The sequence below is a fragment of the Pseudomonas schmalbachii genome (assembly GCF_017589465.1).
GTDB lineage: Bacteria > Pseudomonadota > Gammaproteobacteria > Pseudomonadales > Pseudomonadaceae > Pseudomonas > Pseudomonas schmalbachii.
Window position 1 is genome coordinate 90139 of the sequence record NZ_JAELYA010000012.1, and the last position, 25678, is coordinate 115816.

Sequence of the window (25678 nt, forward strand, 5' to 3'; positions counted from 1 at the left end):
TCTGGTTGGGCGGCACGGTGGCGGGCATGGCTGTTCTCTCGCTGCCCGATGCGCTGGCGGAGGAAAGCGTTTTCGAACTGGGCAGCGTGGTAGTCCGTGGCGACCGCATGTCGACGACCAGCGAAGAAGTGATGGGGGAGGAGGCCATGCGCGCGTTCAATCGCGACACGGTCAGCAGCGCGGTCAACACGCTGCCGGGGGTCAACCTCTCTCGCAACAGCCGCAATGAGGACATTGTCTATGTCCGGGGTTTCGATGCCCGCCAGGTGCCGCTGTTCCTGGATGGCATTCCACAGTACGTGCCCTATGACGGCTATGTGGACTTCGGTCGCTTCACCACTTTCGATCTTGCCGAAATCCGCGTAGCCAAAGGCGCGGCCTCGTTGCTCTATGGTCCGAACATCATGGGCGGCGCGATCAACCTGGTTACCCGCAAGCCCTCGCGGGAACTGGAGGGCAATGTCCGCATCGGCGCCGCCACCGGCAGCGAGCGCAAGGTGGCCGCCAACCTGGGCTCCAACCAGGGGCTGTGGTACTTCCAGCTGGGCGCTTCGTACCTGGACGCCGACAGCTTCGCCCTGGGCCGCAGTTTCACCGACCACAAGCCAAAGCCCACCGATACCGACGACCGTCGGGAGAACGCCTATCGCACCGACAAGAAAGGCTCGCTGAAGATCGGTTTCACGCCCAACGATACTGACGAATATGCGCTCGCCTACAGCAAGCAGGAGGGCGAGAAAGGCAACCCGGTCTATACCGGCCGAGGGAAAGGTGCCCGCTACTGGCAGTGGCCCTACTGGGACAAGGAAAGCCTGTACTTCCTCAGCTCCACCGACCTGAACGATGAGCTGACCCTGAAGTTCCGCCTGTACGCGGACAAGTACACGAACGGTCTGGATATGTTCAAGGACGCCAGCTACACGACCCTGGATGGCCCGCGCAGCATCTACGACGACAAGACCTACGGTTCGGCGGTGGAACTGGTCAGTCGCCATTTCGACGGCCACGAGCTGCACCTGGCGCTGCATTACAAGGACGACCGGCATGTCGACAAGGCGGAAGGCTCGCCGGACAAGAAGTACCGCGACGTGACCCGTTCGGCCGCTGTCGAGGACATCATCGAGCTGGCCAGCGATTGGCGCCTGCGCCTGGGCGTCGATCATGAGGAGCGCGAGGCCCGCCAGGTCTATTACTGGCCCACCGGCACGACCCAGGCCACCAATGCCCTGGCCGAGCTGGCGCACGACCTGCGCCCAGGCCTGGAGGCCTATGCCAGCGTGGCGCGCAAGTCACGCCTGCCGACGATCAAGGATCGCTACTCGGCGCGCATGGGCAGTGCCTTGCCCAATCCGGACCTGAAGCCCGAAAAGGCCCGCCACGCCGAGCTGGGCCTGCGTGGGGAGCCCTGGGACGGCAGCTATGCGGAAGCCGCGCTGTTCTACAGCGGCATTGACGATCTCATCCAGAGCGCCATCGTTCCCGGCTCGTCGTGCAGCGGCGGGAAGGAGTGCAACCAGGCGCAGAACATCAGCAAGGCGCGACACCGCGGCCTGGAGCTGTCCCTTGAGCAGGCGCTGGCGGATCGGTGGAAGATGGGCGCCGCCTACACTTATCTGGACCGCGACAACCTGAGCGACCGGGACATACCGCTCACCGACTCCCCGACGCACAAGCTCTTCGCCCATCTGAGCTGGTTCCCCAGCGAGCGCTGGGAGTTGCAGACCACCCTGGATGCGGAAGAGGGCCGGGAGGTCAGTTCTTCTGCCTCTGCATCGCGCTACGAGACCCTTGGCGGCTTCGCCATCCTCGGTGCCAAAGGCGTATGGAAGCCCCGTCCGGATCTGGCGTTGGAACTGGGCGTGAGCAACCTGGGCGACAAGGACTACGAATTCAGCGAGGGCTTCCCCATGCCCGGTCGTACCCTGTTCGCCAACGCCAGCTTCGATTTCTAGATGTACCCGGATTGCGGCGCTGGTCCGTGGCTCGCCTGTGCTCATCCAGCAAACCGCTGGATGCCTGCGCGGGCCAGTCGTGAGTTGATGCCGGCTCCAGCGTGCGTTTCCAGAGAGGCGCACACCCCCGTCCTGGAGCCGGCTTCACCTCGCAATCCCGTGGGTCGACAGGAGAGTTCCCTATGACGAGTTTCCCTTTCGCCGCCGTTCTCCATGCCGGTCGGGGCGAAGGCAATGAGCTGCTTTGGCAGTTCTGCAAGCGCCTGCAACTGGCCGGCTGGCGTGTGCGCGGCTTGCTCACGACCCGGGGCAAGGACCCGGATGGGCGTCTGCCGATGCTGATTCGCGATGTTCATGACGGGCACAGCTACGCCATATCCCAGCCGCTTGGGCCGGGCTCGCTGGCATGCAGCCTCGACCCTGGCGGTCTTGCGCAGGCCAGCGCGGTCTTGCGTCGATCGCTCGCGGAATCGCCGGACCTCGTGCTGGTCAATCGCTTCGGTGCAATGGAAGCCAGCGGTCGAGGGTTCGCCCAGGAGATGCTGGCCCTGATGAGCGAAGGCATTCCCCTGCTGACCCTGGTAAGCCCGCAATATCAGGCCGATTGGCAGCGCTTCACCGGCACTCCGGATGCGATCCTGCCATTCGAGGAAAGCGCCTTGCTCGACTGGGCCAACGCTCTGCCCAATCGTCCCGGGGAGCCGCTGGCATGAGGCGTCGACAATTTCTGCAGGCACTGGGTTGCATGCCCTGGCTGCTGCCTGGATTGCTGCAGGCTGGCGATGGCTCCCTGGCTGCCGTCTTCGGACAGCAGCCCGCTGCGGGACGGGTGCGGCGGATCTTTGCCGCCGGACCTCCCGCCGCGGTGCTGGTCTATTGCCTGGCTCCGGACAAGCTGCTCGGCTGGCCATGGCCATTGACGGAGGAAAAACGTTCCCTGATCGCCCCGGCGCAACGGGATCTGCCCGTGCTGGGCGGTCTGGCCGGCCGTGCCAGCACCATCTCCATGGAGACCCTGGTCAGGCTGGCGCCGGATCTGATCGTCGATGCCGGTACGGCCGACGCCACCTTTCGCTCAGCGAACGCCAGGGCCAGCGAGCAGACCGGGATTCCCTGCGTGAGCTTCGCGGGCCGTCTGGCGGACTCGCCGTTGTTGTTGCGTGAAGCTTCCGCGCGGTTTGGCGTCGAGGCGCGTGGCGAGCGGCTGGCAAACCATGCGCAAGCGATATTGGAGCGCAGCAGGAATGGCTCGCATCGTCTCGGTACGGTTTACCTGGCACGGGGCCCGGATGGGCTGGAAACCGGCCTTGGCGGTTCCATCCATAGCGAGGCGGTCGAGCTGGCCGGCCTGGAGAATGTCGCCGCGCGGCTTGGCTCCGGCGGCCTGGCGCGGGTTTCGCTGGAGCAGTTGCTGGATTGGCAGCCAGATATCGTGCTCTGCCAGGATGCCGGATTGCAGCAGTACATTCGCCAATCCGCGCTTTGGCGGAACTTGCCGGCTGTGCGCGCCAACCGCGTTTACCGGGCACCGGCGCTCCCCTTCGGCTGGCTGGATGGTCCTCCCGGGCTCAATCGCCTGCTCGGCCTGGAATGGTTGCTGGCCCTGACCGACCCGAGCCAGGTGGCAGCGCTACCACAGCGCGTTCGGGAGTTCTTCTCGCTGTTCTACTCCATGGAGCCCAGCGAAATGCAGATTCGCCAGTTGCTCTCCAGCCACCCGAACAACCCGTACGCGGCCGTTCCCGGGACAGCTTTCGGGGCGCTGCAATGAGGCCCTCTCAGGCAACCAGCCATACCGGTATCTGGGTCATGCTGACGGGCGCGCTGCTGGCCTGCCTGCTCATCGCCCTGCTGGCCGGCAAGTATCCGCTGCACCCCGCCGATCTCTGGCAGTCGCTGGCCGCGCACCTTGGCGGCGATCCCGGGGACGTACCCGAGCAGATCGAGACCGTGTTGTGGAACCTCCGTCTGCCGCGCATTCTCGCTGCCCTGGCGGTTGGCGCCAGCCTGTCCGCGGCCGGGGCCGCGTACCAGAGCATGTTCCGCAATCCGCTGGTGTCGCCCGATATCCTCGGCGTTTCGGCTGGTGCCGGGTTGGGCGCGGTCCTCGCCATCTTCCTTGGCCTGTCGTTGCCATGGGTGCAGTTGTCGGCCTTCTGCGGCGGCTTGCTGGCCGTGGCCCTGGTCTATCTGCTCGCAAGCCGGGTCAGGCGGCATGATCCGGTACTGGTCCTGGTGCTCGCCGGGGTGGCGCTGTCGGCGCTGCTGGGGGCGGGGATTTCCCTGCTGAAGGTGCTTTCCGATCCCTATACCCAGTTGGCCAGCATTACCTTCTGGCTGCTGGGCGGCCTCAATGGCGTCAGCCGGGAGGACCTGCTGGGCGCTGCGCCGCTCATGCTGCTCGGCATGCTGCCGCTGGTCCTGCTGCGCTGGCGCATCAACCTGCTCAGCCTGAGCGACGAAGAGGCCGCCGCGCTGGGCCTGAATATCGTTCGTACCCGCCGTCTGCTGATAGTGGCGGCCACCCTGATGACCGCCAGCGCCGTGTCCATCACGGGCATCATTGGCTGGATCGGACTGGTCGTGCCGCATATGGCGCGACTGCTGGTCGGCGCCGAGTTTTCCCGTCTGCTGCCCGCCAGCCTGTTGCTGGGAGGTGGCTTCCTGCTGCTCACCGATACCCTGGCGCGTACCGTGACGACCATGGAGCTGCCGCTGGGCATTCTCACCGCGCTGGTCGGCGCACCCTTCTTCCTGGTGCTGCTGGCGCGTGGCGGGCGCAGCGCATGAGCCGGCTGGAAGCGCGGCAACTGGCTATCGGCTACCCCGGCCGGCTACTTGGCCAGGGCATGGATCTGCACCTGGAGCGTGGCGAAGTGCTCTGCCTGCTGGGGCCCAACGGCAGCGGCAAGTCCACCTTGTTCAAGACCCTGCTCGGCCTGCTGGCTCCCCGGGCCGGTACTGTCCTGCTGGACGGGCGGCCGTTGCCGCAGTGGTCCCGGCGAACGCTGGCCGGGCGCATCGGCTATGTGCCGCAGGCCCAGGACCGGGGCTTTCCGTTCAGCGTCGAGGAAATGGTCCTGCTGGGGCGCAGTGCGCACCTCGGGGCTTTCTCCAGTCCTTCGCCGCATGATCGGGACGTGGCACATGCCTGCCTGGAACGACTCGGCATCGTGCACCTGCGGCAACGTATCTACACCACCCTGAGCGGCGGAGAACAGCAACTGGTGCTGATCTCCCGCGCGCTGGCACAGGAGCCATCCCTTCTGGTGCTGGATGAGCCCACCGCCAGCCTGGATTTCGGCAACCAGATCCGCGTGCTGGAGCATATCCAGGCGCTGCGCGGACAGGGGCTGGGTATCCTGCTTTGCACTCACCAGCCGGAGCATGCCTTACGTGTGGCCGACCGTATTGCGCTGTTCAAGCAGGGTGGCCTTTTCCATTGCGGGGATGCGCTCAGCGTGGAGCGTCTGGCCTGGCTGTATGACCTGCCGGCGCAGCAGATCCGCACCCAATTGCAACTGTTTTCCGGATTGATCCGCGGGAGTGGCCATGAGCCTGGATGATATCGACTTCGCCGAACGCTACCGCCAGCAAATGCGGCTTGCCGCGCACCAGCCCAAGCCAGCCGGCGCCTGGGACAGGCGAGCCAGGGAGATGAGCCGCAAGAGCCTGGGCGGCCCCTACAGCGAAGCCTTCATCGGGCGTATGGATCTCACGGGAGCCCGCAGCCTGCTGGATGTCGGCTGCGGCCCCGGGGCCATCTGCCTGCCGCTGGCCGGGCGCCTGGAGCGGGTCTATGGCCTGGACTACAGTCCGGCGATGCTCGAATGCCTGGAGGACAACGCCCGCCAACTCGAACTGGACAACGTGCAGCCGATCCTGCGCGCCTGGGAGGACGACTGGAGCGACGTGCCGGTCTGCGACATCCTGGTGGCCTCGCGTTCGGCCATGGTCGCCGATCTGGATGCGATCCTCGACAGGATCAATCGCCATGCCCGCCTGCGCGTCTATCTGACCCAACTGGTCGGCGGGCGCTTCATCGACAGCGAGATCGCCTCTGTGCTGGGGCGCGAGCTTCCGCCAGCGTTTCCCGACTACATCTATACGATCAATCTGCTGCACCGGCGGGGCATCCATCCTCGCCTGGACTATATCCAGACGCCCAGCCGACTGGCCGGTTGCAGCCGTTTCGAGGAGTTCGCCGACAAGATTGCCTGGTCGTTCGGGAGCCTCTCCGACGACGAGCGGGCAGCCCTTCAGGCCTGGTTTGCCGCCGACCCTGAACGCACCCGGCGCGGTGGTGCGCCGATGCGCTGGGCTTTCGTCAGTTGGGATATCCCGGGCTGAGCGATGTCATCTCCCGCCGGCTATGCCGGCAGGCAGACCCCGGTGCCGCCCAGGCCGCAGTAACCGTTGGGATTCTTCGCCAGGTACTGCTGGTGATACGCCTCGGCGTAGTAGAACGGCGGCACTTCGCGGATTTCCGTGGTGATCGCACCGTAGCCATTGCGTGCCAGTTCGGCCTGGAAGGCCGCGTGGCTGGCGTCGATGGCGGCCTTCTGGGCGTGGTCGAACCAGTAGATCGCCGAGCGGTACTGGGTGCCGGTGTCGCCACCCTGGCGCATGCCCTGGGTCGGGTCGTGGGATTCCCAGAACACCTTGAGCAACTGCTCGATGCTGGTTTCGCGCGGGTCGTAGACCACCAGCACGACTTCGGTGTGCCCGGTCAGGCCGGAGCAGACTTCGTCGTAGGTCGGGTTCGGCGTCAGGCCGCCGGCGTAGCCGACCGCGGTGACCCACACTCCCGGCTGTTGCCAGAAGCGCCGCTCGGCGCCCCAGAAGCAGCCGAGGCCGAGGACGATCTGCTGCAGGCCGGCGGGGAACGGCGCCTCCAGCGGCCGGCCGTTGACGTAATGCGCTTCCGGTACCGGCATCGGGCTTTCCCGGCCCGGCAGGGCCTGGGCGGCGCTGGGCAGTTCCAGCTTTTGGGTCAGTATTTGCGAGCGCAGGACCATGGCATTCGTCTCCTCTGCGAAAAATACTCCGGTGGACCGCAGAGATTACAGGTTTTTCCCGGCCTGGCGACGCTTCGATTCTGTCAGGCTTTTACGCTGCTGCGTGACGGGTAGCGCTGCAGGCGGGTGGCCAGTTCGTCGGCGGGGATCGGCTTGTCAAACAGGAAGCCCTGGCCGATATCGCAGCGGTTGCGCCGCAGGAAGGCCAACTGCGCGGCCGTCTCGACACCTTCGGCGACCACCTGCAGCTTGAGGTTGTGGGCCATGGCGATCACCGCCGAGGTGATCTCCATGTCGTCCTGGTTGTCCGGGATGTCCTTGATGAAGCTGCGATCGATCTTGATCACGTCGATGGGGAATTTCTTCAGGTAGCTCAGCGACGAATAGCCAGTGCCGAAGTCGTCCATCGCCAGGCTCAGCCCCAGTTTCTTCAGGCGCTCCAGTTGCTGGCGGGTATCGTCGGTGGCATCCAGCAGCAGGCTTTCGGTCAGCTCCAGTTCCAGTTGTCCGGCGGAAATGCGCTCTTCGACGAGGATCGCGGCGATGGCGTCGACCAGTTCGGGGTCGCCGAACTGCCGGGGCGACAGGTTGATCGCGATGCGCAGGTAGCCGAGCCCCTCGCTGGCGAGCGTACGGACCTGGCGGCAGGCCTGGCGGATCACCCACAGGCCGATCTGCACGATCAGCCCGGTTTCCTCCGCCACGCTGATGAACTGCTCCGGGCCGATCATGCCTTTCACCGGGTGCTGCCAGCGCAGCAGGGCTTCCAGGCCGAGCAGCTGGCCGCTGCGCAGGCACAGCTTGGGCTGGTAGTGCACGGCCAGTTCGTCCTGGGCCAGGGCGCGGCGCAGGTTGCTCTCGACGAACAGCTTGTAGCTGGCCTCGGCGGTTAGTTCCTCGGTGAAGGTCTGCAGGCGGTCCTTGCCGTTGGCCTTGGCCTTGTGCAGCGCCAGGCCGGCGTTCTTCAGCAGCGTGTGCGGATCGCGACCGTCGCGCGGCGCGCAGGCCAGTCCGATGGAACCGGTGATGTTGATCAGCTGGTTATCGACGAACAGCGGCTTGTTGAGGATGTCGAGGATCTGCTCGGCGACGTGTTCGCCGCGCCGCTGGCTCGACTCGTCCAAGAACACGGCGAATTCGTTGCTGGCGAAGCGGGCCAGGGTGACGCTGTCGCCGAGGCTGCCGCTCAGGCGGCGGGCCAGGCGGGTGAGCAGCTTGTCGCCGGTCTGGTGGCCGAGGCTGTCGTTGATCCGCTTGAAGTTGTCGATATCCACCAGCAGCAGGCTCAGCGGCCGCTCGCCGCCGCTGTGCAGGCGCTCGGTGAGGGCGTTGATGAAGAAGTTGCGGTTGGCCAGGCCGGTAAGGTTGTCGCGGTAGGCGAGCTTCTCGATGTGCTGCTGGGTCAGTTTGCTGCGCGTGATGTCTTCGTAGATGCCGATGTAGTGGGTCGGCTCGCCGTTCTCCGCGCAGACCTTGGTCAGCGAGAGCTGCGCCCAGTACGGGTCGAGGTCCTTGCGCCGGCTGCGGAACTCGCCCTGCCAGCTGTTCTGGGTGGCCAGGGTGGTGCGCGCCTCGCGCAGCAGCTCGCCGATGTCGACCAGCGCCGGCAGCTCCGCCAGGGCATGGCCGCGGACTTCCTCGGCGGCGTACTGGGTGATGGCGGTGAAGCTGGGATTGACGTATTCCACCCGGCCGTCGCGGTCGATCAGCAGGAAGGCGCTGGCGCTCTGTTCGATGGCCCGCTGGAACAGGTGCAGGGCGCTGGAGGCGCTGCGCCGCTCGTGGTTCATCAGGACGTGGGCGTACTGGTCGGCCAGCTCGCCGGCGAACGCCACTTCGTCGCTGCGCCACTGGCGCTCGCCGCCGGTGTGCTCCAGGCAGAGCACACCGACCACTTCGCCGCCGACGCGGATGCTGGCGTCGAGCAGCGAACCGATGTCCCGGGGGCGCAGATACTGGCTGGCCAGCTCGCGGGTGCGCGGGTCGTGCTGTGCGTCGTGCGCGTCGATGGCGCGACCGCTGTTGAGTGCTTCGAGGTAGTAGGGGAACTGGTCGGCGTCGATGTCAGGTGGTTTTTCGTACGCGCCGCTCTCGCGGCAATAGACGATCACGGACTCCAGGCGGTTGCCGGCATGCAGGCGCCAGATGCCGGCGCGCGCCACCGCATAGGTTTCGCAGGCGGCCTGGGCGATCAGGCGGGCGGCTTCCAGCAGCGGATCGTCCGAGCGGTAGCGGTGCCGCGCCAGGCGCACGATCAGGTTCTGCTGGGTGCGCGAGCGCACCAGATGCTGCAGATGCTCGTCCTGGCCGCGCTGGTACAGCTCCAGCGCCTGCTGCAGGCGGGCGTTCTGTTCTTCCAGATCGAGCAGACGGGTCTCGTCGGCCGCCGCCGGTTCGTCCTGCAGCAGGTAGCCGTGCAGCAACTGCCGGCCATTGCGCTGGAAGGCCTCGCCGAACTCCAGCAGGTGCAGGCGACCGTTCGGGCTGTGCAGGTTGTAGCTGACCCGGTAGCGGCCGTTCTGCAGCAACTGTTGCTGGATCTGTTCGTGCAGGCGATGCCGGGCCTCGGGTTCCATCAGGCTGGCGAACGGGGTTTCGACGAAGTCGCAGAGCTCCGGCGCGGACACGCCGAACAGGCGCTCGCAGCCGGGATCGAGGAACAGCATGGTCCAGCTGTGTTCGTTCAACCGCTCGAAGCGCAGCATCCCCAGTCGCGAGGGGATGGGTAACTGCGTGACAACCTCGGTAGCCGTCCGGTTGACGGCATCCGGATGATTCTTCATTCGCGACGGGTTCCTGGGCGGAGGGGTCTGCCTCGGCCTGCTTCCATGGTTGAGGCAAGGGTGCATGATGTGGAATGGTCTGACAAGTAAGGGGTTTGTCGGCTGTCGGAAAGATGGAATGGGGCCGTGCGACGGCCTTCTGCGGCAAAGAATTTTCAAGCGCAGAAAAGAGGTTTTTCGCGGGGAGGTAGTGTGGGTGCAACCCGCCAAACCGGAGGCGTCATGGCGGGTTTCACCCGCCCTACGGAACGGGCACGCAAAAAAATACCCCGCCATCCGGCGGGGTTGGAGAGAACGAGCGTGGCGTGCTCGTCAGAGAGAGTGCGCGGCGCCGGGTGGGCGCCGCGAGGGTAGTGCCTACAGCAGCAGGGCGCGGATGTCGCCGAGCAGGTCGCCGAGACGCTTGGTGAAGCGTGCGGCGGCGGCGCCGTTGATTACCCGGTGGTCGTAGGACAGCGACAGCGGCAGCATCAGGCGCGGCTGGAAGCCCTTGCCGTCCCATACCGGCTGCATGGTCGCCTTGGACACGCCGAGGATCGCCACTTCCGGCGCATTGACGATCGGCGTGAAGCCGGTGCCGCCAATGTGGCCGAGGCTGGAGATGGTGAAGCAGGCGCCCTGCATGGCGTCGGCCGAGAGCTTCTTGGTCCGTGCCTTCTCCGCCAGTTCGGCGGCTTCGGCGGCCAGTTGCAGCAGGCTCTTCTGGTCGACGTTGCGGATCACCGGCACCAGCAGGCCGTCCGGAGTGTCCACGGCAAAGCCGAGGTGCACATACTTCTTGCGGATCAGCGCCTTGCCGCTGGGGGCCAGGGAGCTGTTGAAGTCCGGCATTTCCTTCAGCACATGGGCGCAGGCCTTGAGCAGGATCGGCAGCACGGTCAGCTTGACGCCAGCCTTCTCGGCAGCGGCCTTCTGCGCAGCGCGGAAGGCTTCCACCTCGGTGATGTCGGCGTTGTCGAACTGGGTCACGTGCGGCACGTTCAGCCAGCTGCGATGCAGGTTGGCGGCGCCGACCTGCATCAGGCGGGTCATCGCCACTTCCTCGACCTCGCCGAAGCGGCTGAAGTCGACTTCCGGCACCGGCGGGATGCCCGCGCCACCGGTAGCACCGGCGGCCGGCGCTTCCTTGGCCTTCTGCATCATCGCCTTGACGTAGACCTGCACGTCTTCCTTGAGGATACGGCCTTTCGGACCGGTACCCGGGACCGCGCCGAGCTCGACGCCGAACTCACGGGCCAGCATGCGCACTGCCGGACCTGCATGGACCTTGGCGCCGTCGCGGCTGGGCGCGCCGACCGGAGCCGGGGTGGCAGCAGGTGCCGGGGCAGCGGCTTGCGTAGCCGGGGCGGGCGCTGCAGCGGCAGACGCCGGAGCGGCAGCCGGTTGTTCCACGGCAGCCGGAGCAGCAGCGCCGGCCACCTTGAGCTTGAGGATCAGGTCGCCGGTGCCGACTTCGTCACCGATCTTGACCGACACGCTTTCCACCACGCCGGCGGCCGGCGAGGGGATTTCCATGCTCGCCTTGTCCGACTCCAGGGTGATCAGCGACTGGTCGGCTTCCACCGTGTCGCCGGCCTGGACCATCACTTCGATGACGCTGGCCTTGCCAGCCGAGCCGATGTCCGGAACGTGGATGTCCTGCACGCTGGCAGCCGCCGCCGGAGCGGGGGCCGCAGCCTGCGGGGCTGGCGCAGGCGCTGCGGCAGCCGGAGCCGGTGCCGGCGCTTCGGCCTTGGCAGCCGGCGCTTCGGCGGCAGCGGCGCCACCCTCGGCTTCCAGCTCGAGGATTTCGTCGCCTTCCTTCAGCTTGTCGCCGAGCTTGACCTTGATGCTCTTGATGACCCCGGCCTTCGGGCTGGGGATTTCCATGCTGGCCTTGTCCGACTCCAGGGTCAGCAGGCTCTGGTCAGCCTCGACCTTGTCGCCGACCTTGACCAGCAGTTCGATCACTTCACCTTCGCCGCTGCCGATATCGGGTACGCGAATCAACTCACTCATCGTGCCTCTCCTCAGCAGTCCAGCGGGTTGCGTTTTTCAGGGTCGATGCCGAGCTTGACGATGGCTTCGGCCACTACTTTCGGCTCGATGTCGCCACGGTCGGCCAGCGCTTCCAGCGCGGCCAGCACGACCCAGTTGCGGTCCACTTCGAAGAAGTGGCGCAGCTTGCGGCGGGTGTCGCTGCGGCCGAAGCCGTCGGTGCCGAGGACCTTGTACTCCTTGCTCGGGACCCACTGGCGGATCTGCTCGGCGTACAGCTTCATGTAGTCGGTGGAGGCGATCACCGGGCCCTGGCGGCCGGTGAGGCACTGCTCGACGTAGCTCTGCTTCGGCTTCTGTTCCGGATGCAGGCGGTTCCAGCGTTCCACGGCCAGGCCGTCGCGGCGCAGCTCGTTGAAGCTCGGCACGCTCCACACGTCGGCGCCGATGCCGAACTGCTCGCGCAGGATCTTCGCGGCTTCCTCGACCTCGCGCAGGATGGTGCCGGAGCCCAGCAGTTGCACGTGGTGCGCGGCTTCCTTCTTGTCTTCCTTGAGCAGGTACATGCCCTTGATGATGCCTTCCTCGACGCCGGCGGGCAGAGCCGGCTGCTGGTAGGCCTCGTTCATCACGGTGAGGTAATAGAAGACGTCCTTCTGCTCCTCGATCATCTCGTGGATGCCGTGGCGGATGATCACGGCCAGCTCGTAGCCGTAGGTCGGGTCGTAGGTGCGGCAGTTCGGGATGGTGCTGGCCAGCAGGTGGCTGTGACCGTCCTCGTGCTGCAGGCCTTCGCCGTTCAGCGTGGTACGACCGGCGGTGCCGCCGACCAGGAAGCCGTGCGCGCGGCTGTCGCCGGCGGCCCAGGCCAGGTCGCCGATACGCTGGAAGCCGAACATCGAATAGAAGATGTAGAACGGCAGCATCGGCTGGTTGTGCGTGGAGTACGAGGTACCCGCGGCGATCCAGCTGGACATGGCGCCGGCTTCGTTGATGCCTTCCTCGAGGATCTGACCTTTCTTGTCCTCGCGGTAGAACATCACCTGGTCCTTGTCGACCGGCTCGTAGAGCTGGCCCACGGAGGAATAGATGCCGAGCTGGCGGAACATGCCTTCCATGCCGAAGGTACGCGCTTCGTCAGGCACGATCGGCACGATGCGCGGGCCGAGTTCCTTGTCCTTGACCAGCTGCGAGAGGATCCGCACGAAGGCCATGGTGGTGGAGATTTCGCGGTCGCCGGTGCCGTCGAGGATCGCCTTGAGTGTTTCCAGCGGCGGAGTCGGCACGCTGAAGCTCTTGGCGCGGCGCACCGGCATCACGCCACCGAGGGAGGCGCGACGCTCGGCGAGGAACTTGGCTTCGGGGCTGTCCGGGTCCGGACGGTAGAACGGCAGGTTCTCCAGTTCGGAGTCCTTGATCGGGATGTCGAAGTTGTCGCGGAATTTGCGCAGGCTGTCGACGTCGACCTTCTTCACGTTGTGCGCGATGTTCTTCGCTTCGCCCGAGCCGGTGCCATAGCCCTTGATGGTCTTGGCCAGGATGACGGTCGGCTGGCCCTTGTGGTTGACCGCCTGGTGGTAGGCCGCATAGACCTTGTAGGGGTCGTGGCCGCCACGGTTGAGCTTCCAGATTTCCTCGTCGGAGAGGTCCTTGACCATCTCCAGCAGCTCCGGACGCGAGCCGAAGAAGTGCTCACGCACGTAGGCACCGTCTTTCGCCTTGTAGTTCTGGTATTCGCCGTCGATGACCTCGTCCATGCGCGCCTGCAGCAGGCCGGCGGTGTCCTTGGCGAACAGCGGGTCCCAGAAGCGGCCCCAGATAACCTTGTTGACGTTCCACTCGGCGCCGCGGAAGACCCCTTCCAGTTCCTGGATGATCTTGCCGTTGCCGCGCACCGGGCCGTCCAGGCGCTGCAGGTTGCAGTTGATCACGAAGATCAGGTTGTCCAGCTTCTCGCGGCCGGCCAGGGAGATGGCGCCGAGGGATTCCGGCTCGTCGCACTCGCCGTCGCCCATGAAGCACCAGACCTTCTGCTTGCCGGCGGGGATGAAGCCGCGGCTTTCCAGGTACTTCATGAAGCGTGCCTGGTAGATCGCCTGGATCGGGCCGAGGCCCATGGATACGGTGGGGAACTGCCAGAAGTCCGGCATCAGCCACGGGTGCGGGTAGGAGGACAGGCCATTGCCATCGACTTCCTGGCGGAAGTTCAGCATCTGCTCTTCGGTGATGCGGCCTTCGAGGAAGGCGCGGGCATAGACGCCGGGGGAGGCGTGGCCCTGGAAGAACACCAGGTCGCCGCCGTGCTCGTCGGTCGGGGCCTGGAAGAAGTAGTTGAAGCCGATGTCATAAAGAGTCGCCGAGGAGGCGAAGGTGGAGATGTGACCGCCCAGGTCCGGGTCCTGCTGGTTGGCGCGCATCACCATGGCCAGTGCGTTCCAGCGCACCAGCGAGCGGATGCGCCGCTCCATGAACAGGTCGCCCGGCATGCGTGCCTCGTGGGTAACCGGAATGGTGTTGCGATACGGCGTGGTGATCGCGTAGGGCAGCTGGGTCCCGGTGCGGGTGGCCAGCTCGCCCATGCGGGTCATCAGATAGTGAGCGCGGTCTTCACCCTCATGCTCGAGGACGGATTCCAGGGCGTCCAGCCATTCCTGGGTTTCGACGGGATCGAGGTCTTGCATGGCTTGCTCCAGGGCGGAAAGGCTTCCAGAATCGAAAGCCAGTAGATCGTTGCCGATAGCAGCGCCGGCCTCGTGGGCGACGCCGCGAATTCTTGGAATTGCACCGGGGGTGGCTCCCGGGCGGGTTGTAGTTTTACTACAAACTGCCGCTTTTGACAGCCCTCCGCTACAAAAAAATAGTAGTAAAACTACATCGTTCGTCGGTTCGCGGGTGGCGCGGCGACGACGACCCTTCAGGATAGACCATGAGCCTGCCCTCCCTGGCCGCGCTGCCGGCCACTCTCAAGCCCCTCGCCGAGCGCGCGGAGCAGAACTTCCAGAACGCCGTAGCCGATCTTCCCGCCGAGTTCCTGGCCCTGTTCGAGACCTGGCCCGACGAACGGCGCGCGCACTTCCTGCGCGTGACCGCCGGCAGCGACTTCGTCGCCGAGCAGGCCGTGCGCGATCCGCAGATGCTCCTGGAACTGGCCGCCGCCGGCGAACTGGAGCGGGGGCTGGCGCGCGGCGAACTGCGCGGCCAGCTGGAGCGCGAACTGGCCGATTGCGCGGACGAAGACGAGCTGGCCCGCCGCCTGCGCCGCTTCCGCCGGCGCCAGCAGGTGCGCATCATCTGGCGCGACCTGACCCGCCAGGCCGATCTGGCCGAAACCTGCCGCGACCTCTCGGACCTCGCCGACACCTGCATCGACCTTGCCTATCAATGGCTGTACGTGCGCCATTGCCAGCAGTTCGGCACGCCGATGGGGCGCCGTTCGAACCTGCCGCAGCATCTGATCGTGCTCGGCATGGGCAAGCTCGGCGCCGGCGAGCTGAACCTGTCGTCGGACATCGACCTGATCTTCGGCTACCCGGAAGGCGGCGAGACCGAAGGCGCCAAGCGCTCGCTGGACAACCAGGAGTTCTTCACCCGGCTCGGCCAGAAGCTGATCAAGGCGCTCGACTCGATCACCGTCGACGGCTTCGTCTTCCGCGTCGACATGCGCCTGCGTCCTTATGGATCGAGCGGCCCGCTGGTGCACAGCTTCGCCGCGCTGGAGCAGTACTACCAGGACCAGGGGCGCGACTGGGAACGCTACGCGATGATCAAGGCGCGGGTGGTCGGCGGCGACCAGGATGCCGGCCAGCGTCTGCTCGAACTGCTGCGGCCCTTCGTCTACCGGCGCTACCTGGACTTCTCCGCCATCGAGGCGCTGCGCAACATGAAGCAGCTGATCCAGCAGGAAGTGCGGCGCAAGGGCATGGCGGAGAACATCAAGCTCGGCGCCGGCGGCATCCGCGAGGTGGAGTTCATCGCCCAGGCCTTCCAGCTGATCCACGGCGGGCGCGACCTCAGCCTGCAGCAGCGGCCGCTGCTGCGCGTGCTGGCGATCCTCGAAGGGCAGGGCTACCTGCCGCCGGCGGTGGTCGGCGAACTGCGCGAGGGCTACGAATTCCTCCGCTATGCCGAGCATGCGCTGCAGGCCATTGCCGACCGGCAGACGCAGATGCTGCCGCAGGATGAAGTGGAGCGGGTCCGCGTCGCCTTCATCATGGGCTTCGCCAACTGGTCGGCCTTCCATGAGCGCATCAGCCACTGGCGCGAGCGCATCGACTGGCATTTCCGCCAGGTCATCGCCGACCCGGACGAGGATGGAAGCGGCGAGGCCGACGACGGCTGCATCGGCGGCGAGTGGCTGCCTTTATGGGAAGAGGCGGTGGACGAGGAGTCGGCCTGCCGCCAACTGGCCGATGCCGGCTTCGCCAATCCGCAACTGGCGTGGAAGCGCCTGACCGACCTGCGCAACGGCACCCAAGTGCGCGCCATGCAGCGTATCGGTCGCGAGCGGCTGGATGCCTTCATGCCGCGCCTGATCAACATGATGGTCGAGCGCGGCCAGCCGGACCTGGTGCTGGAGCGCGTGCTGCCGCTGGTCGAGGCGGTGGCGCGGCGTTCGGCCTACCTGGTGCTGCTGACCGAGAACCCCGGCGCCCTGGAGCGTCTGCTGACCCTCTGCGCAGCCAGCCCGATGGTGGCCGAGCAGATCGCCAAATTCCCGATCCTGCTCGACGAGCTGCTCAACGAAGGCCGGCTGTTCCGCCCGCCGCAGGCGCCGGAGCTGGCCGCCGAGCTGCGCGAGCGGCTGGCGCGGATTCCCGAGGACGACCTGGAGCAGCAGATGGAGGCGCTGCGCCACTTCAAGCTGGCCCACGGCCTGCGTGTGGTGGCTTCGGAGATCGCCGGAACCCTGCCGCTGATGAAGGTCAGCGACTACCTGACCTGGCTCGCCGAGGCGATCCTCGAACAGGTGCTGGCGCTGGCCTGGCGCCAACTGGTGCAGCGCCACGGTACGCCGCTGCGGGCCGATGGCACGCCGTGCGATCCGGATTTCATCATCGTCGGTTACGGCAAGGTCGGCGGCCTGGAACTCGGCCACGGCTCGGACCTCGACCTGGTGTTCATCCACGATGGCGATCCGCAGTGCGAGACCGACGGCGCCAAGCCGATCGACGGGGCACAGTTCTTCACCCGCCTGGGCCAGCGCATCATTCATTTCCTCACCACGCAGACCACTTCCGGCGCGCTCTACGAGGTGGACATGCGTCTGCGTCCGAGCGGCGCTTCGGGCCTGCTGGTCAGCTCGCTGAAGGCTTTCCTCGCCTACCAGCAGGGCGATGCCTGGACCTGGGAGCACCAGGCGCTGGTGCGCGCCCGCGTGCTGGCAGGCTGCAAGCGGGTGGCCGCGGCCTTCGAGGAAATCCGCGCGCAGGTGATCGGCCAGCAGCGCGATCTCGCCGAGCTGCGCCGCGAAGTCAGCAAGATGCGCGCGAAGATGCGCGACAACCTCGGAACTGCATCGACTGCCGCCGGAACTGCGCCGAACGCCTTCGAAGCCGCGTCCCCGTTCGATCTCAAGCAGGACGCCGGTGGTATCGTCGATATCGAATTTATGGTGCAATATGCGGCCCTGGCGTGGTCGTGGCAGTACCCTGATCTGCCGCACTTCACCGACAACATCCGCATCCTGGAAGCGTTGGAGCGGGCTGGCCTGATCGCCAGCGAGGATGTCCGTTTCCTGCAGGAGGCCTACAAGGCCTATCGCGCGGCCGCCCACCGCCTGGCATTGCAGAAGCAGCCGGGCGTCGTGAGCGGTGACCATTTCCATGACGAACGACGCGGAGTGATGCGGATCTGGCGTGAGTTCGAACTCAGCTGATCCGGTTTCAAACTATTTGAGGAGCTGGCAAGTATGTCGATGGCCGATCGTGATGGCGTGATCTGGTATGACGGCGAACTGGTGCAGTGGCGCGACGCGACCACCCATGTACTGACCCACACCCTGCATTACGGGATGGGCGTATTCGAAGGCGTGCGTGCCTACGACACTCCCCAGGGCACGGCGATCTTCCGCCTGCAGGCGCACACCGACCGCCTGTTCGATTCCGCGCACATCATGAACATGAAGATCCCGTACACCAAGGACGAGATCAACGAAGCCACCCGCGCCGCCGTTCGCGAGAACAACCTGGAAAGCGCCTACATCCGCCCGATGGTGTTCTACGGAAGCGAAGGCATGGGCCTGCGCGCCACCGGCCTGAAGGTCCACGTGATCGTCGCCGCCTGGAACTGGGGCGCGTACATGGGCGAGGAAGCGCTGCAGCAGGGCATCAAGGTCCGCACCAGCTCCTTCACCCGCCACCACGTGAACATCTCGATGACCCGCGCCAAGTCCAACGGCGCCTACATCAACTCGATGCTGGCCCTGCAGGAAGCCATTTCCGGCGGCGCCGACGAAGCCATGATGCTCGACCCGGAAGGCTACGTGGCCGAAGGCTCCGGCGAGAACATCTTCATCATCAAGGATGGCGTGATCTACACCCCGGAAGTCACTGCCTGCCTCAACGGCATCACCCGCAACACCGTGCTGGTGCTGGCCAACGAGCTGGGCGTCAAGGTGGTCGAGAAGCGCATCACCCGTGACGAGGTGTACATCGCCGACGAAGCCTTCTTCACCGGCACTGCCGCCGAAGTCACCCCGATCCGCGAAGTCGACGGCCGCCAGATCGGCGCCGGCCGCCGTGGCCCGGTGACCGAGAAGCTGCAGAAGGCCTACTTCGACCTGGTGTCTGGCAAGTCCAGCAGCCATCCCGAGTGGCGTACCCTGGTCAAGTAAGGGGTAGGTTGGGCTGAGCGCAGCGAAGCCCAACGATATATGGCGGCGCGGCTGCCGCCCATCGTTGGGCTTCGTCGCTGCGCTCCTCAACCCAACCTACATCGAGCGTTATGAATATCCTGATTATCGGTCCCTCCTGGGTCGGCGACATGGTAATGGCGCAGACGCTGTTCCATTGCCTGAAGCAGCGCCATCCGGGTTGCGAAATCGACGTGCTGGCGCCCGAATGGAGCCGGCCGATCCTCGAACGCATGCCGGAAGTCCGCCAGGCCCTGAGCTTCCCGCTCGGCCACGGCGTGCTGGATATCGCCGCGCGGCGGCGCATCGGCAAGTCGCTGGCGGGCCAGTACGACCAGGCGATCCTCCTGCCCAATTCGCTGAAATCGGCGCTGGTGCCGTATTTCGCGCGGATTCCCAAGCGCACCGGCTGGAAAGGCGAGATGCGCTACGGCCTGCTCAACGACATCCGCAAGCTCGACAAGCAGCATTACCCGCTGATGATCGAGCGCTTCATGGCGCTGGCCTACGAGTCGGGCACCGAACTGACCAAGCCCTATCCGCAGCCGCGCCTGCGCATCGATCCGCAGAGCCGCGACGCCGCGCTGGCCAAGTTCGGCCTGGCGCTGGACCGGCCGGTGCTGGCGCTGTGCCCGGGCGCCGAGTTCGGCGAGGCCAAGCGCTGGCCGGCGGAGTACTACGCGCAGGTCGCCGAGGCGAAGATCCGCAACGGCTGGCAGGTGTGGATCTTCGGCTCGAAGAACGACCACCCCGGCGGCGAGGATATTCGTGCGCGCCTGATTCCCGGCCTGCGCGAAGAGTCGGTGAACCTCGCCGGCGAAACCGCACTGGCCGAGGCCATCGACCTGATGTCCTGCGCCAGCGCCGTGGTCACCAACGATTCCGGCCTGATGCACGTGGCCGCGGCGCTCAACCGCCCGTTGGTGGCGGTGTACGGTTCCACTTCGCCGCAGTTCACCCCGCCGCTGGCCGACCAGGTGGAAATCGTCCGCCTCGGCCTGGAGTGCAGCCCGTGCTTCGACCGCGTGTGCCGCTTCGGCCACTACAACTGCCTGCGCGAGTTGAAGCCTGCTCCGGTGCTCGAAGCCCTCGGCCGGCTGGTGGCCGATCCGGTCGATCTGGACGAGCTCTAGCATGCGGGTCCTGCTGATCAAGACGTCGTCCCTGGGCGACGTCATCCATACCTTGCCCGCGCTGACCGACGCCGCCCGTGCCATTCCCGGCATCCAGTTCGACTGGGTGGTGGAGGAAGGCTTCGCCGAGATTCCGGCCTGGCATCCGGCGGTGGCGCAGGTCATTCCGGTGGCGATCCGCCGCTGGCGCAAGAATCTCTGGCAGACCATCAGGAGCGGCGAATGGAGCCGCTTCAAGAAGCGCCTGCGCGAGGTCGACTACGACCTGGTGATCGACGCCCAGGGCCTGTTCAAGAGCGCCTGGCTGACCCGCTACGCGAAGCGCCGCACGCCGGTCGCCGGGCTGGATAAACAGTCGGCGCGCGAGCCGGTTTCCAGCCGCTTCTACGATCGTCCCTATCCGGTGGCCTGGGGACAGCACGCGGTCGAACGCGTGCGTCAGTTGTTCGCCCAGGCGCTGGACTACCCGCTGCCGAAAGGCGTCGGCGACTATGGGCTGGATCGCGCCCTCCTGCTCGATGAGGGCACCGCGGGGCCGTACCTGGTGTTCCTGCACGGCACCACCTGGGTCACCAAGCACTGGCCCGAGGCGTACTGGCGCGAACTCGCCGAGCGCATGGGCGAGCGCGGCTGGTCGGTGCGCCTGCCGTGGGGCAACGCTGCCGAGCGCGAGCGTGCCGAGCGCGTGGCGCAAGGCTTGGAAAACGTCTCGGTGCTCCCCAAGTTATCCCTGGCAGGCATGGCCAAGGTGCTGGCCGGCGCTTCCGCCTGCGTAGCGGTGGACACCGGTCTTGGCCATCTGGCCGCCGCGCTGGACGTGCCGACGCTGTCGCTGTTCGGCCCGACCAATCCCGGCCTGACCGGCGCCTACGGTCGCTCCCAGGTACACCTGGCCAGCGACTGGCCGTGCGCGCCGTGCCTGCTGAAATCCTGCACCTACCAGCCGACGGACGAAGACCGCCGCCAGTTCGACCTGCGCGAGGAACAGCCTCTATGCTTCACCCGGCTGAATCCGCAGCGCGTGTCGACCCAACTGGAAGCCCTGCTGCTGGCTCCGGAGACGCTTCGATGACCCTGGCTTTCATCCTCTACAAGTACTTCCCGTTCGGCGGGCTGCAACGCGACTTCATGCGCATCGCGCTGGAGTGCCAGCGCCGCGGACACTCGATCCGCGTCTATACGCTGATCTGGGAAGGCGACGTGCCGCCGGGCTTCGAAGTGCTGGTGGCGCCGGTCAAGGCGCTGTTCAATCACCGCCGCAACGAGAAATTCACCGCCTGGGTCGCCTCCGACCTGGCGAAGCGCCCGGTGCAACGGGTGATCGGCTTCAACAAGATGCCGGGGCTGGACGTCTACTACGCCGCCGACCCGTGCTTCGAGGACAAGGCGCAGACCCTGCGCAATCCGCTGTATCGCCAGTGGGGACGCTATCGCCACTTCTCGTCCTACGAGCGCGCCGTGTTCGACCCGCAGTCGAAGACCGAGATCCTGATGATCTCCGAGGTGCAGCAGCCGCTGTTCGTCAAGCATTACGCCACCCCGGCGCAGCGCTTCCACCTGCTGCCGCCGGGCATCGCCCAGGACCGCCGCGCGCCGCCGAATGCCGCGGAGGTCCGCGCCGACTTCCGCCGCGAATTCAAGCTCGCCGACGATGACCTGCTGCTGGTGCAGATCGGCTCCGGCTTCAAGACCAAGGGCCTGGACCGCAGCCTGAAGGCCGTCGCCGCGCTGCCGCGCAAGCTGCGCAAACGCACGCGGCTGATCGTCATCGGCCAGGACGATCCCAAGCCGTTCCTGCTGCAGGTGAAGACGCTGGGCATCTCCGACAACGTGCAGATCCTCAAGGGGCGCAGCGACATCCCGCGCTTCCTGCTCGGCGCCGACCTGCTGATCCACCCGGCCTACAACGAGAACACCGGCACCGTGCTGCTGGAGGCGCTGGTCGCCGGCCTGCCGGTGCTGGTCACCGATGTCTGCGGCTACGCCCACTACATCGCCGAGGCCGACGCCGGCCGCGTGGTGCCGACGCCGTTCGAGCAGGACACCCTGAACGCCATGCTGGTGCAGATGCTCGAAGACGACGCGGCGCGCGCCGCCTGGTCGCGCAACGGGCTGGCCTTCGCCGACAGCGCCGACCTGTATTCCATGCCGCAGCACGCGGCGGACGTGATCCTGCAGGAGCGCCCGTGAAGCTGGAGCTGCACGAACCCTTCAAGACCCTCTGGGCCGGCAAGGACCCCTTCGTCGAGGTCGAGCGCCTGCAGGGCAAGGTCTACCGCGAACTGGAAGGCCGCCGCACCCTGCGCACCGAGGTCGACGGACGCGGTTACTTCGTCAAGATCCATCGCGGCATCGGCTGGGGCGAAATCATCAAGAACCTGACCACCGCCAAGCTCCCGGTGCTTGGCGCGGGGCAGGAGATGCGCGCCCTGCAGCGCCTGCACCAGATTGCGGTGCCGAGCATGACCGCCGTGGCCTACGGCGAGCGCGGCATCGATCCGGCGCACCAGCACTCGTTCATTATCACCGAGGAACTGGCGCCGACCACCGACCTGGAAGTCTTCACCCAGAACTGGCGCCAGCAGCCTCCGCCGCCGCGCCTGAAGTGGGCGCTGATCGATGAGGTGGCGACCATGGCCGGCAACATGCACCGCGCCGGGGTCAATCACCGCGACTGCTACATCTGTCATTTCCTGGTGCATACCGAGCGGCCGGTGACGGCCGATGACTTCCGTCTGTCGCTGATCGACCTGCACCGCGCGCAGGTCCGCGATCACACGCCGACGCGCTGGCGCAACAAGGATCTCGCCGGGCTGTACTTCTCCGTCCTGGATATCGGTCTGACGCAGCGCGACAAGCTGCGCTTCCTCAAGGCCTATTTCACCGCGGCCGAGGGCAAGTGGTCGCTGCGCGCGATCCTGCGCGACGAGGCGAAGCTGCTGCAGTGGCTGGAGCGGAGGGCAGCGAAGCTGTACGACCGCAAGCAGCGCTACGGGGGGCGGCTCTGATGGCGGGTTGGACTCTCGAAGCCGACTACCAGCACCTCGCCACCGATTTCGGCAGCCTGGATGCGGTATTCGCTCTCGAAGGCGAGCAACTGACCCACGACCCGCTGTCGGAGGTGGTCCGCGTGGAGCGTGGCGGCGTGCGCTACTACGTCAAGCGCTACCGCAGCGCCGGCAAGGTCTACCATCGCTACCTGCCGCGTCCGCGGATCAAGGCCGAGTGGCAGAACCTCAAGCAGTTCGCCAAGTGGGGCATTCCCACCGCCGAGGTGGTGGCCTGGGGGCTGGAGCGCAGGCATGGAGCTTTCGTTCGTGGCGCCATGATCACCCGCGAACTGCCCGGCACCCGGGATCTGGCGCTGCTGGCCCGCGACAACGACTCGCGCCTGCGCGACCGCGCCTGGGTCGACCATGTCAGTCGCCAGCTCGCCGCGCATACGCGAACGCTGCATGATCACCACTTTGCCCACAACGACCTGAAGTGGCGCAACCTGCTGGTGGACCCGCAGGGCACGGTGTATTTCATCGACTGCCCGAGCGGCAGTTACTGGGGCGGCTTCATGCTGCGCTACCGCATCACCAAGGACCTGGCCTGCCTGGACAAGGTCGCCAAGTATCATCTTTCCAATACCCAGCGGCTGCGCTTTTATCTGCAGTACCGCCGGCGCGAGCGGCTGAACGCTGCGGACAAGAAGCGCGTTCGCCACATCGCCCGTTTCTTCGAGGGGCGCGAGTGAAGGATTTCATCGCCAATACCGATCAGGAACTGCTCGAACGCCACAAGCTGGCTGACTTCGATGCGCTGTGGGGACTGGACCTGCAAGCCGTGGACGAACCGAACAAGGAGCGCGGCGGCTGGAGCAGCGTCCATCGCCTGGAACTGGACGGCAACGTCTACTACCTGAAGCGGCAGAGCAACCATCTGACCCGCAGTCTGCTGCGCCCCCTCGGCGAGCCGACCTTCGCCCGTGAGTTCCGCAACATCCAGCGTTATCGGCAACTGGATATCCCGGCGTTGGATGCGGTGTTCTTCGGCCAGCGCGAGGTCGGTGGAGAGCGCCGCGCCATCCTGTTGACCCGCGCGCTGGAAGGCTGGCGCCCGCTGGATTCCTGGCTGAAAGACTGGTCGAGCCTCGGCGCCGAGCGCCGCCAGGCGATCCTGCGAGCCTGCGGCATGCTGGCCCGCCGCCTGCACGAGGCTGGGCAGATGCATGGCTGCTTCTATCCCAAGCACATCTTCCTGCGGGAGGCGGGCGAGGAATTCGAGTCCCGCCTGATCGACCTGGAGAAAACCCGCCCGTTGCTGCTCGGCACCCGTGACCGGGTCAAGGACCTGGAGCCGCTGCTGCGCCGGGCTCCGGACTGGAGTGAGGCGGATGTGCGCCAGCTGCTTTCCGCCTATCTGGGCAGTTCGGTCAGCGGCCTCGATGTCGATGGCTGGTACCAGCGCCTGACCGCGCGCCGCCGTCGCAAGGAGGCGCGCGCGTGAAGCTGTCGGAACTGCGGGGGGCGGGACGGCAGCCGGAACTGCCGCTGCGAATCGAACTGGCCGATGGCGCCGGCAGCGCCGAGTTGCGTCTGGACAGCCTGCTGCGCGTTCTGCCGGGCCAGCGTTATGTCGGCGCCGGCGAATGGCGCGGCACGCGCGTGCTGGCCAAGCTGCTGGTCGGCGGCAAGGCGGCACGGCATTTCCAGCGCGAGCTGGAGGGCGCGCGACTGTTGGCCGAACAGGGGCTGGTCACGCCGCAGTTGCTGGTCGACGGGCTGCAGGAAGGCGAGGGCGGCTGGCTGCTGTTCGAATACCTCGACGATGCCGAGAGTTTGTGGGACGCCTGGCGTGTGGTGGAAGGCGAGGCGCCGCTGTCCGATGGCCAGCAGGCGGTGATCGGCGAAGCGCTGGGCGCCATCGCCACGCTGCATGCCAGGGGCCTCTGGCAGGAAGACCTGCATCTGGACAACCTGCTGCGCCATGCTGGCCGCCTGTACCTGATCGACGGCGCCGGCATCCGCGCGGAAACGCCGGGACAACCGCTGTCGCGCAAGCACGTGCTGGAAAACCTTGGCATGTTCTTCGCCCAGCTGCCGCACAGCCTCGATCCTTATCTCGAAGAATTGCTGGTGCACTATCTGCTGGCCAATAGCGAGCACGCCCTGCCGCTGGAAGCCTTGCAGAAGGAGATCGCCCGGGTGCGGCGCTGGCGCCTTGGCGACTACATGAAAAAGATCGCCCGCGATTGCAGCCTGTTCAGCGTCATGCGCGGCGCCTTTGGCCTGCGCGCGGTGCGTCGGGAGGCGGAAGCTGGCCTGGACACCTTGCTGCAGGCGCCGGATGCTGCGCTGGAGCAGGGGCGCCCGCTGAAGGAAGGCGCCACGGCCACCGTGGCCGAGGTCACGCTCGACGACCGCAAGCTGCTGCTCAAGCGCTACAACATCAAGGGCCTGCTGCACTGGCTGACGCGCTTCTGGCGTCCCAGTCGCGCCTGGCACAGCTGGCGCGAAGGCAATCGCCTCGACTTCCTCGGCATCGCCACGCCACGCCCGCTGGCTGTGCTCGAACGGCGTTTCCTCTGGCTGCGCGGCCGTGCCTACCTGATTACCGAATATCTCTCCGGGCAAGATATAATTGCCCGTTTCCGACCCTACCTGGACGACCCGGATGGGGCGGGTGCTCCGCCCGAAGCCGAGTTGCAGGCCCTCGACCGCTTGTTCGCCGCGCTGATCCGCGAGCGGATCAGCCATGGCGACCTCAAGGGCTACAACCTGTTCTGGCAGGACGGCCGCTGGACCCTGATCGATCTCGACGCCGTCTGCCAGCATCGCAGCGAGCGCAGCTTCGCCAGGGCTTATGCCCGCGATCGTGCGCGCTTCCTGCGGAACTGGCCGGCCGATTCGGCACTGCACCAGCTACTGGACAAACGTTTACCGCAGGTGCCGGTCACCTGCCCTGAAAGAGGCTAACC

The 25678-nt window shown here is 66.3% G+C and carries 19 protein-coding genes; 15 read left to right on the forward strand and 4 right to left on the reverse strand.

The annotated features are described in order from the left end of the window. Window positions 1–26 precede the first annotated feature (26 nt). The 6 genes from JFY56_RS23525 to JFY56_RS23550 all read left to right on the forward strand — a co-directional run bounded on the left by JFY56_RS23525 (window position 27) and on the right by JFY56_RS23550 (window position 6302). Entirely contained in the window at window positions 27–1952 is a 1926-nt protein-coding gene (locus tag JFY56_RS23525) for a TonB-dependent receptor plug domain-containing protein (protein ID WP_236033074.1), read from the forward strand. Window positions 1953–2134: 182 nt separating this feature from the next. Then, window positions 2135–2665 carry a DUF2478 domain-containing protein gene (locus JFY56_RS23530; RefSeq protein ID WP_208316701.1) on the forward strand — a complete coding sequence of 177 codons (531 nt, stop codon included), beginning with the start codon at window positions 2135–2137 and terminating at the stop codon, window positions 2663–2665. Between the two features lie 32 nt (window positions 2666–2697). After that, the gene (locus tag JFY56_RS23535; RefSeq protein WP_208316702.1) at window positions 2698–3723 is read left to right on the forward strand and encodes an ABC transporter substrate-binding protein; all 1026 of its coding nucleotides are present in this window, start codon (window positions 2698–2700) and stop codon (window positions 3721–3723) included. Window positions 3724–3761: 38 nt separating this feature from the next. Then, the gene (locus JFY56_RS23540) at window positions 3762–4742 is read left to right on the forward strand and encodes a FecCD family ABC transporter permease (protein ID WP_208316703.1); all 981 of its coding nucleotides are present in this window, start codon (window positions 3762–3764) and stop codon (window positions 4740–4742) included. Beyond that, window positions 4739–5518: an ABC transporter ATP-binding protein gene (locus JFY56_RS23545; protein ID WP_208316704.1), complete on the forward strand. Its 780-nt coding sequence runs from the start codon at window positions 4739–4741 to the stop codon at window positions 5516–5518. Before JFY56_RS23540 ends, JFY56_RS23545 begins: the two co-directional genes overlap by 4 nt. Beyond that, window positions 5505–6302 carry a class I SAM-dependent methyltransferase gene (locus JFY56_RS23550; RefSeq protein ID WP_208316705.1) on the forward strand — a complete coding sequence of 266 codons (798 nt, stop codon included), beginning with the start codon at window positions 5505–5507 and terminating at the stop codon, window positions 6300–6302. The genes JFY56_RS23545 and JFY56_RS23550 overlap by 14 nt, the downstream gene beginning before the upstream one ends. Before the next feature lie 20 nt (window positions 6303–6322). Here JFY56_RS23550 and msrA read toward each other — a convergent pair whose 3' ends face one another. The 4 genes from msrA to aceE form a co-directional block, all read right to left on the reverse strand. Next, window positions 6323–6970, reverse strand: coding sequence for a peptide-methionine (S)-S-oxide reductase MsrA (msrA, locus tag JFY56_RS23555; RefSeq protein WP_208316706.1), 648 nt, complete (start codon window positions 6968–6970; stop codon window positions 6323–6325). Between the two features lie 83 nt (window positions 6971–7053). Next, window positions 7054–9753: a sensor domain-containing protein gene (locus tag JFY56_RS23560; protein WP_208316707.1), complete on the reverse strand. Its 2700-nt coding sequence runs from the start codon at window positions 9751–9753 to the stop codon at window positions 7054–7056. Window positions 9754–10110: 357 nt separating this feature from the next. Next, a complete protein-coding gene (gene aceF / locus JFY56_RS23565; protein WP_208316708.1) occupies window positions 10111–11751 on the reverse strand; it encodes a dihydrolipoyllysine-residue acetyltransferase in 1641 nt (546 codons plus the stop codon). Window positions 11752–11762: 11 nt separating this feature from the next. After that, window positions 11763–14411 carry a pyruvate dehydrogenase (acetyl-transferring), homodimeric type gene (gene aceE / locus JFY56_RS23570; RefSeq protein WP_208316709.1) on the reverse strand — a complete coding sequence of 883 codons (2649 nt, stop codon included), beginning with the start codon at window positions 14409–14411 and terminating at the stop codon, window positions 11763–11765. A gap of 245 nt (window positions 14412–14656) precedes the next feature. On the opposite strand from aceE, the gene glnE reads away from it, so the two are divergent. From glnE to JFY56_RS23615, 9 genes are all read left to right on the forward strand, one after another. Further along, the gene (gene glnE / locus JFY56_RS23575) at window positions 14657–17605 is read left to right on the forward strand and encodes a bifunctional [glutamate--ammonia ligase]-adenylyl-L-tyrosine phosphorylase/[glutamate--ammonia-ligase] adenylyltransferase (RefSeq protein ID WP_208316710.1); all 2949 of its coding nucleotides are present in this window, start codon (window positions 14657–14659) and stop codon (window positions 17603–17605) included. Between the two features lie 33 nt (window positions 17606–17638). Beyond that, on the forward strand, window positions 17639–18562 hold the full coding sequence (gene ilvE / locus JFY56_RS23580; RefSeq protein WP_208316711.1) for a branched-chain-amino-acid transaminase: 924 nt from the start codon (window positions 17639–17641) through the stop codon (window positions 18560–18562). Window positions 18563–18672: 110 nt separating this feature from the next. Next, entirely contained in the window at window positions 18673–19713 is a 1041-nt protein-coding gene (gene waaF / locus JFY56_RS23585; RefSeq protein WP_208316712.1) for a lipopolysaccharide heptosyltransferase II, read from the forward strand. Window position 19714: 1 nt separating this feature from the next. After that, window positions 19715–20785: a lipopolysaccharide heptosyltransferase I gene (gene waaC / locus JFY56_RS23590; RefSeq protein ID WP_208316713.1), complete on the forward strand. Its 1071-nt coding sequence runs from the start codon at window positions 19715–19717 to the stop codon at window positions 20783–20785. Then, window positions 20782–21903, forward strand: coding sequence for a glycosyltransferase family 4 protein (locus JFY56_RS23595; protein ID WP_208316714.1), 1122 nt, complete (start codon window positions 20782–20784; stop codon window positions 21901–21903). The genes waaC and JFY56_RS23595 overlap by 4 nt, the downstream gene beginning before the upstream one ends. Then, window positions 21900–22721 (forward strand): lipopolysaccharide core heptose(I) kinase RfaP, encoded by an 822-nt coding sequence (gene rfaP / locus JFY56_RS23600; RefSeq protein ID WP_208316715.1) that lies wholly within the window; start codon window positions 21900–21902, stop codon window positions 22719–22721. The genes JFY56_RS23595 and rfaP overlap by 4 nt, the downstream gene beginning before the upstream one ends. Continuing rightward, window positions 22721–23455 (forward strand): lipopolysaccharide kinase InaA family protein, encoded by a 735-nt coding sequence (locus JFY56_RS23605; protein ID WP_208316716.1) that lies wholly within the window; start codon window positions 22721–22723, stop codon window positions 23453–23455. The genes rfaP and JFY56_RS23605 overlap by 1 nt, the downstream gene beginning before the upstream one ends. After that, the gene (locus tag JFY56_RS23610; protein WP_208316717.1) at window positions 23452–24207 is read left to right on the forward strand and encodes a lipopolysaccharide kinase InaA family protein; all 756 of its coding nucleotides are present in this window, start codon (window positions 23452–23454) and stop codon (window positions 24205–24207) included. The genes JFY56_RS23605 and JFY56_RS23610 overlap by 4 nt, the downstream gene beginning before the upstream one ends. Next, window positions 24204–25676, forward strand: coding sequence for a lipopolysaccharide kinase InaA family protein (locus JFY56_RS23615; RefSeq protein ID WP_208316718.1), 1473 nt, complete (start codon window positions 24204–24206; stop codon window positions 25674–25676). Before JFY56_RS23610 ends, JFY56_RS23615 begins: the two co-directional genes overlap by 4 nt. Window positions 25677–25678: the final 2 nt, after the last annotated feature.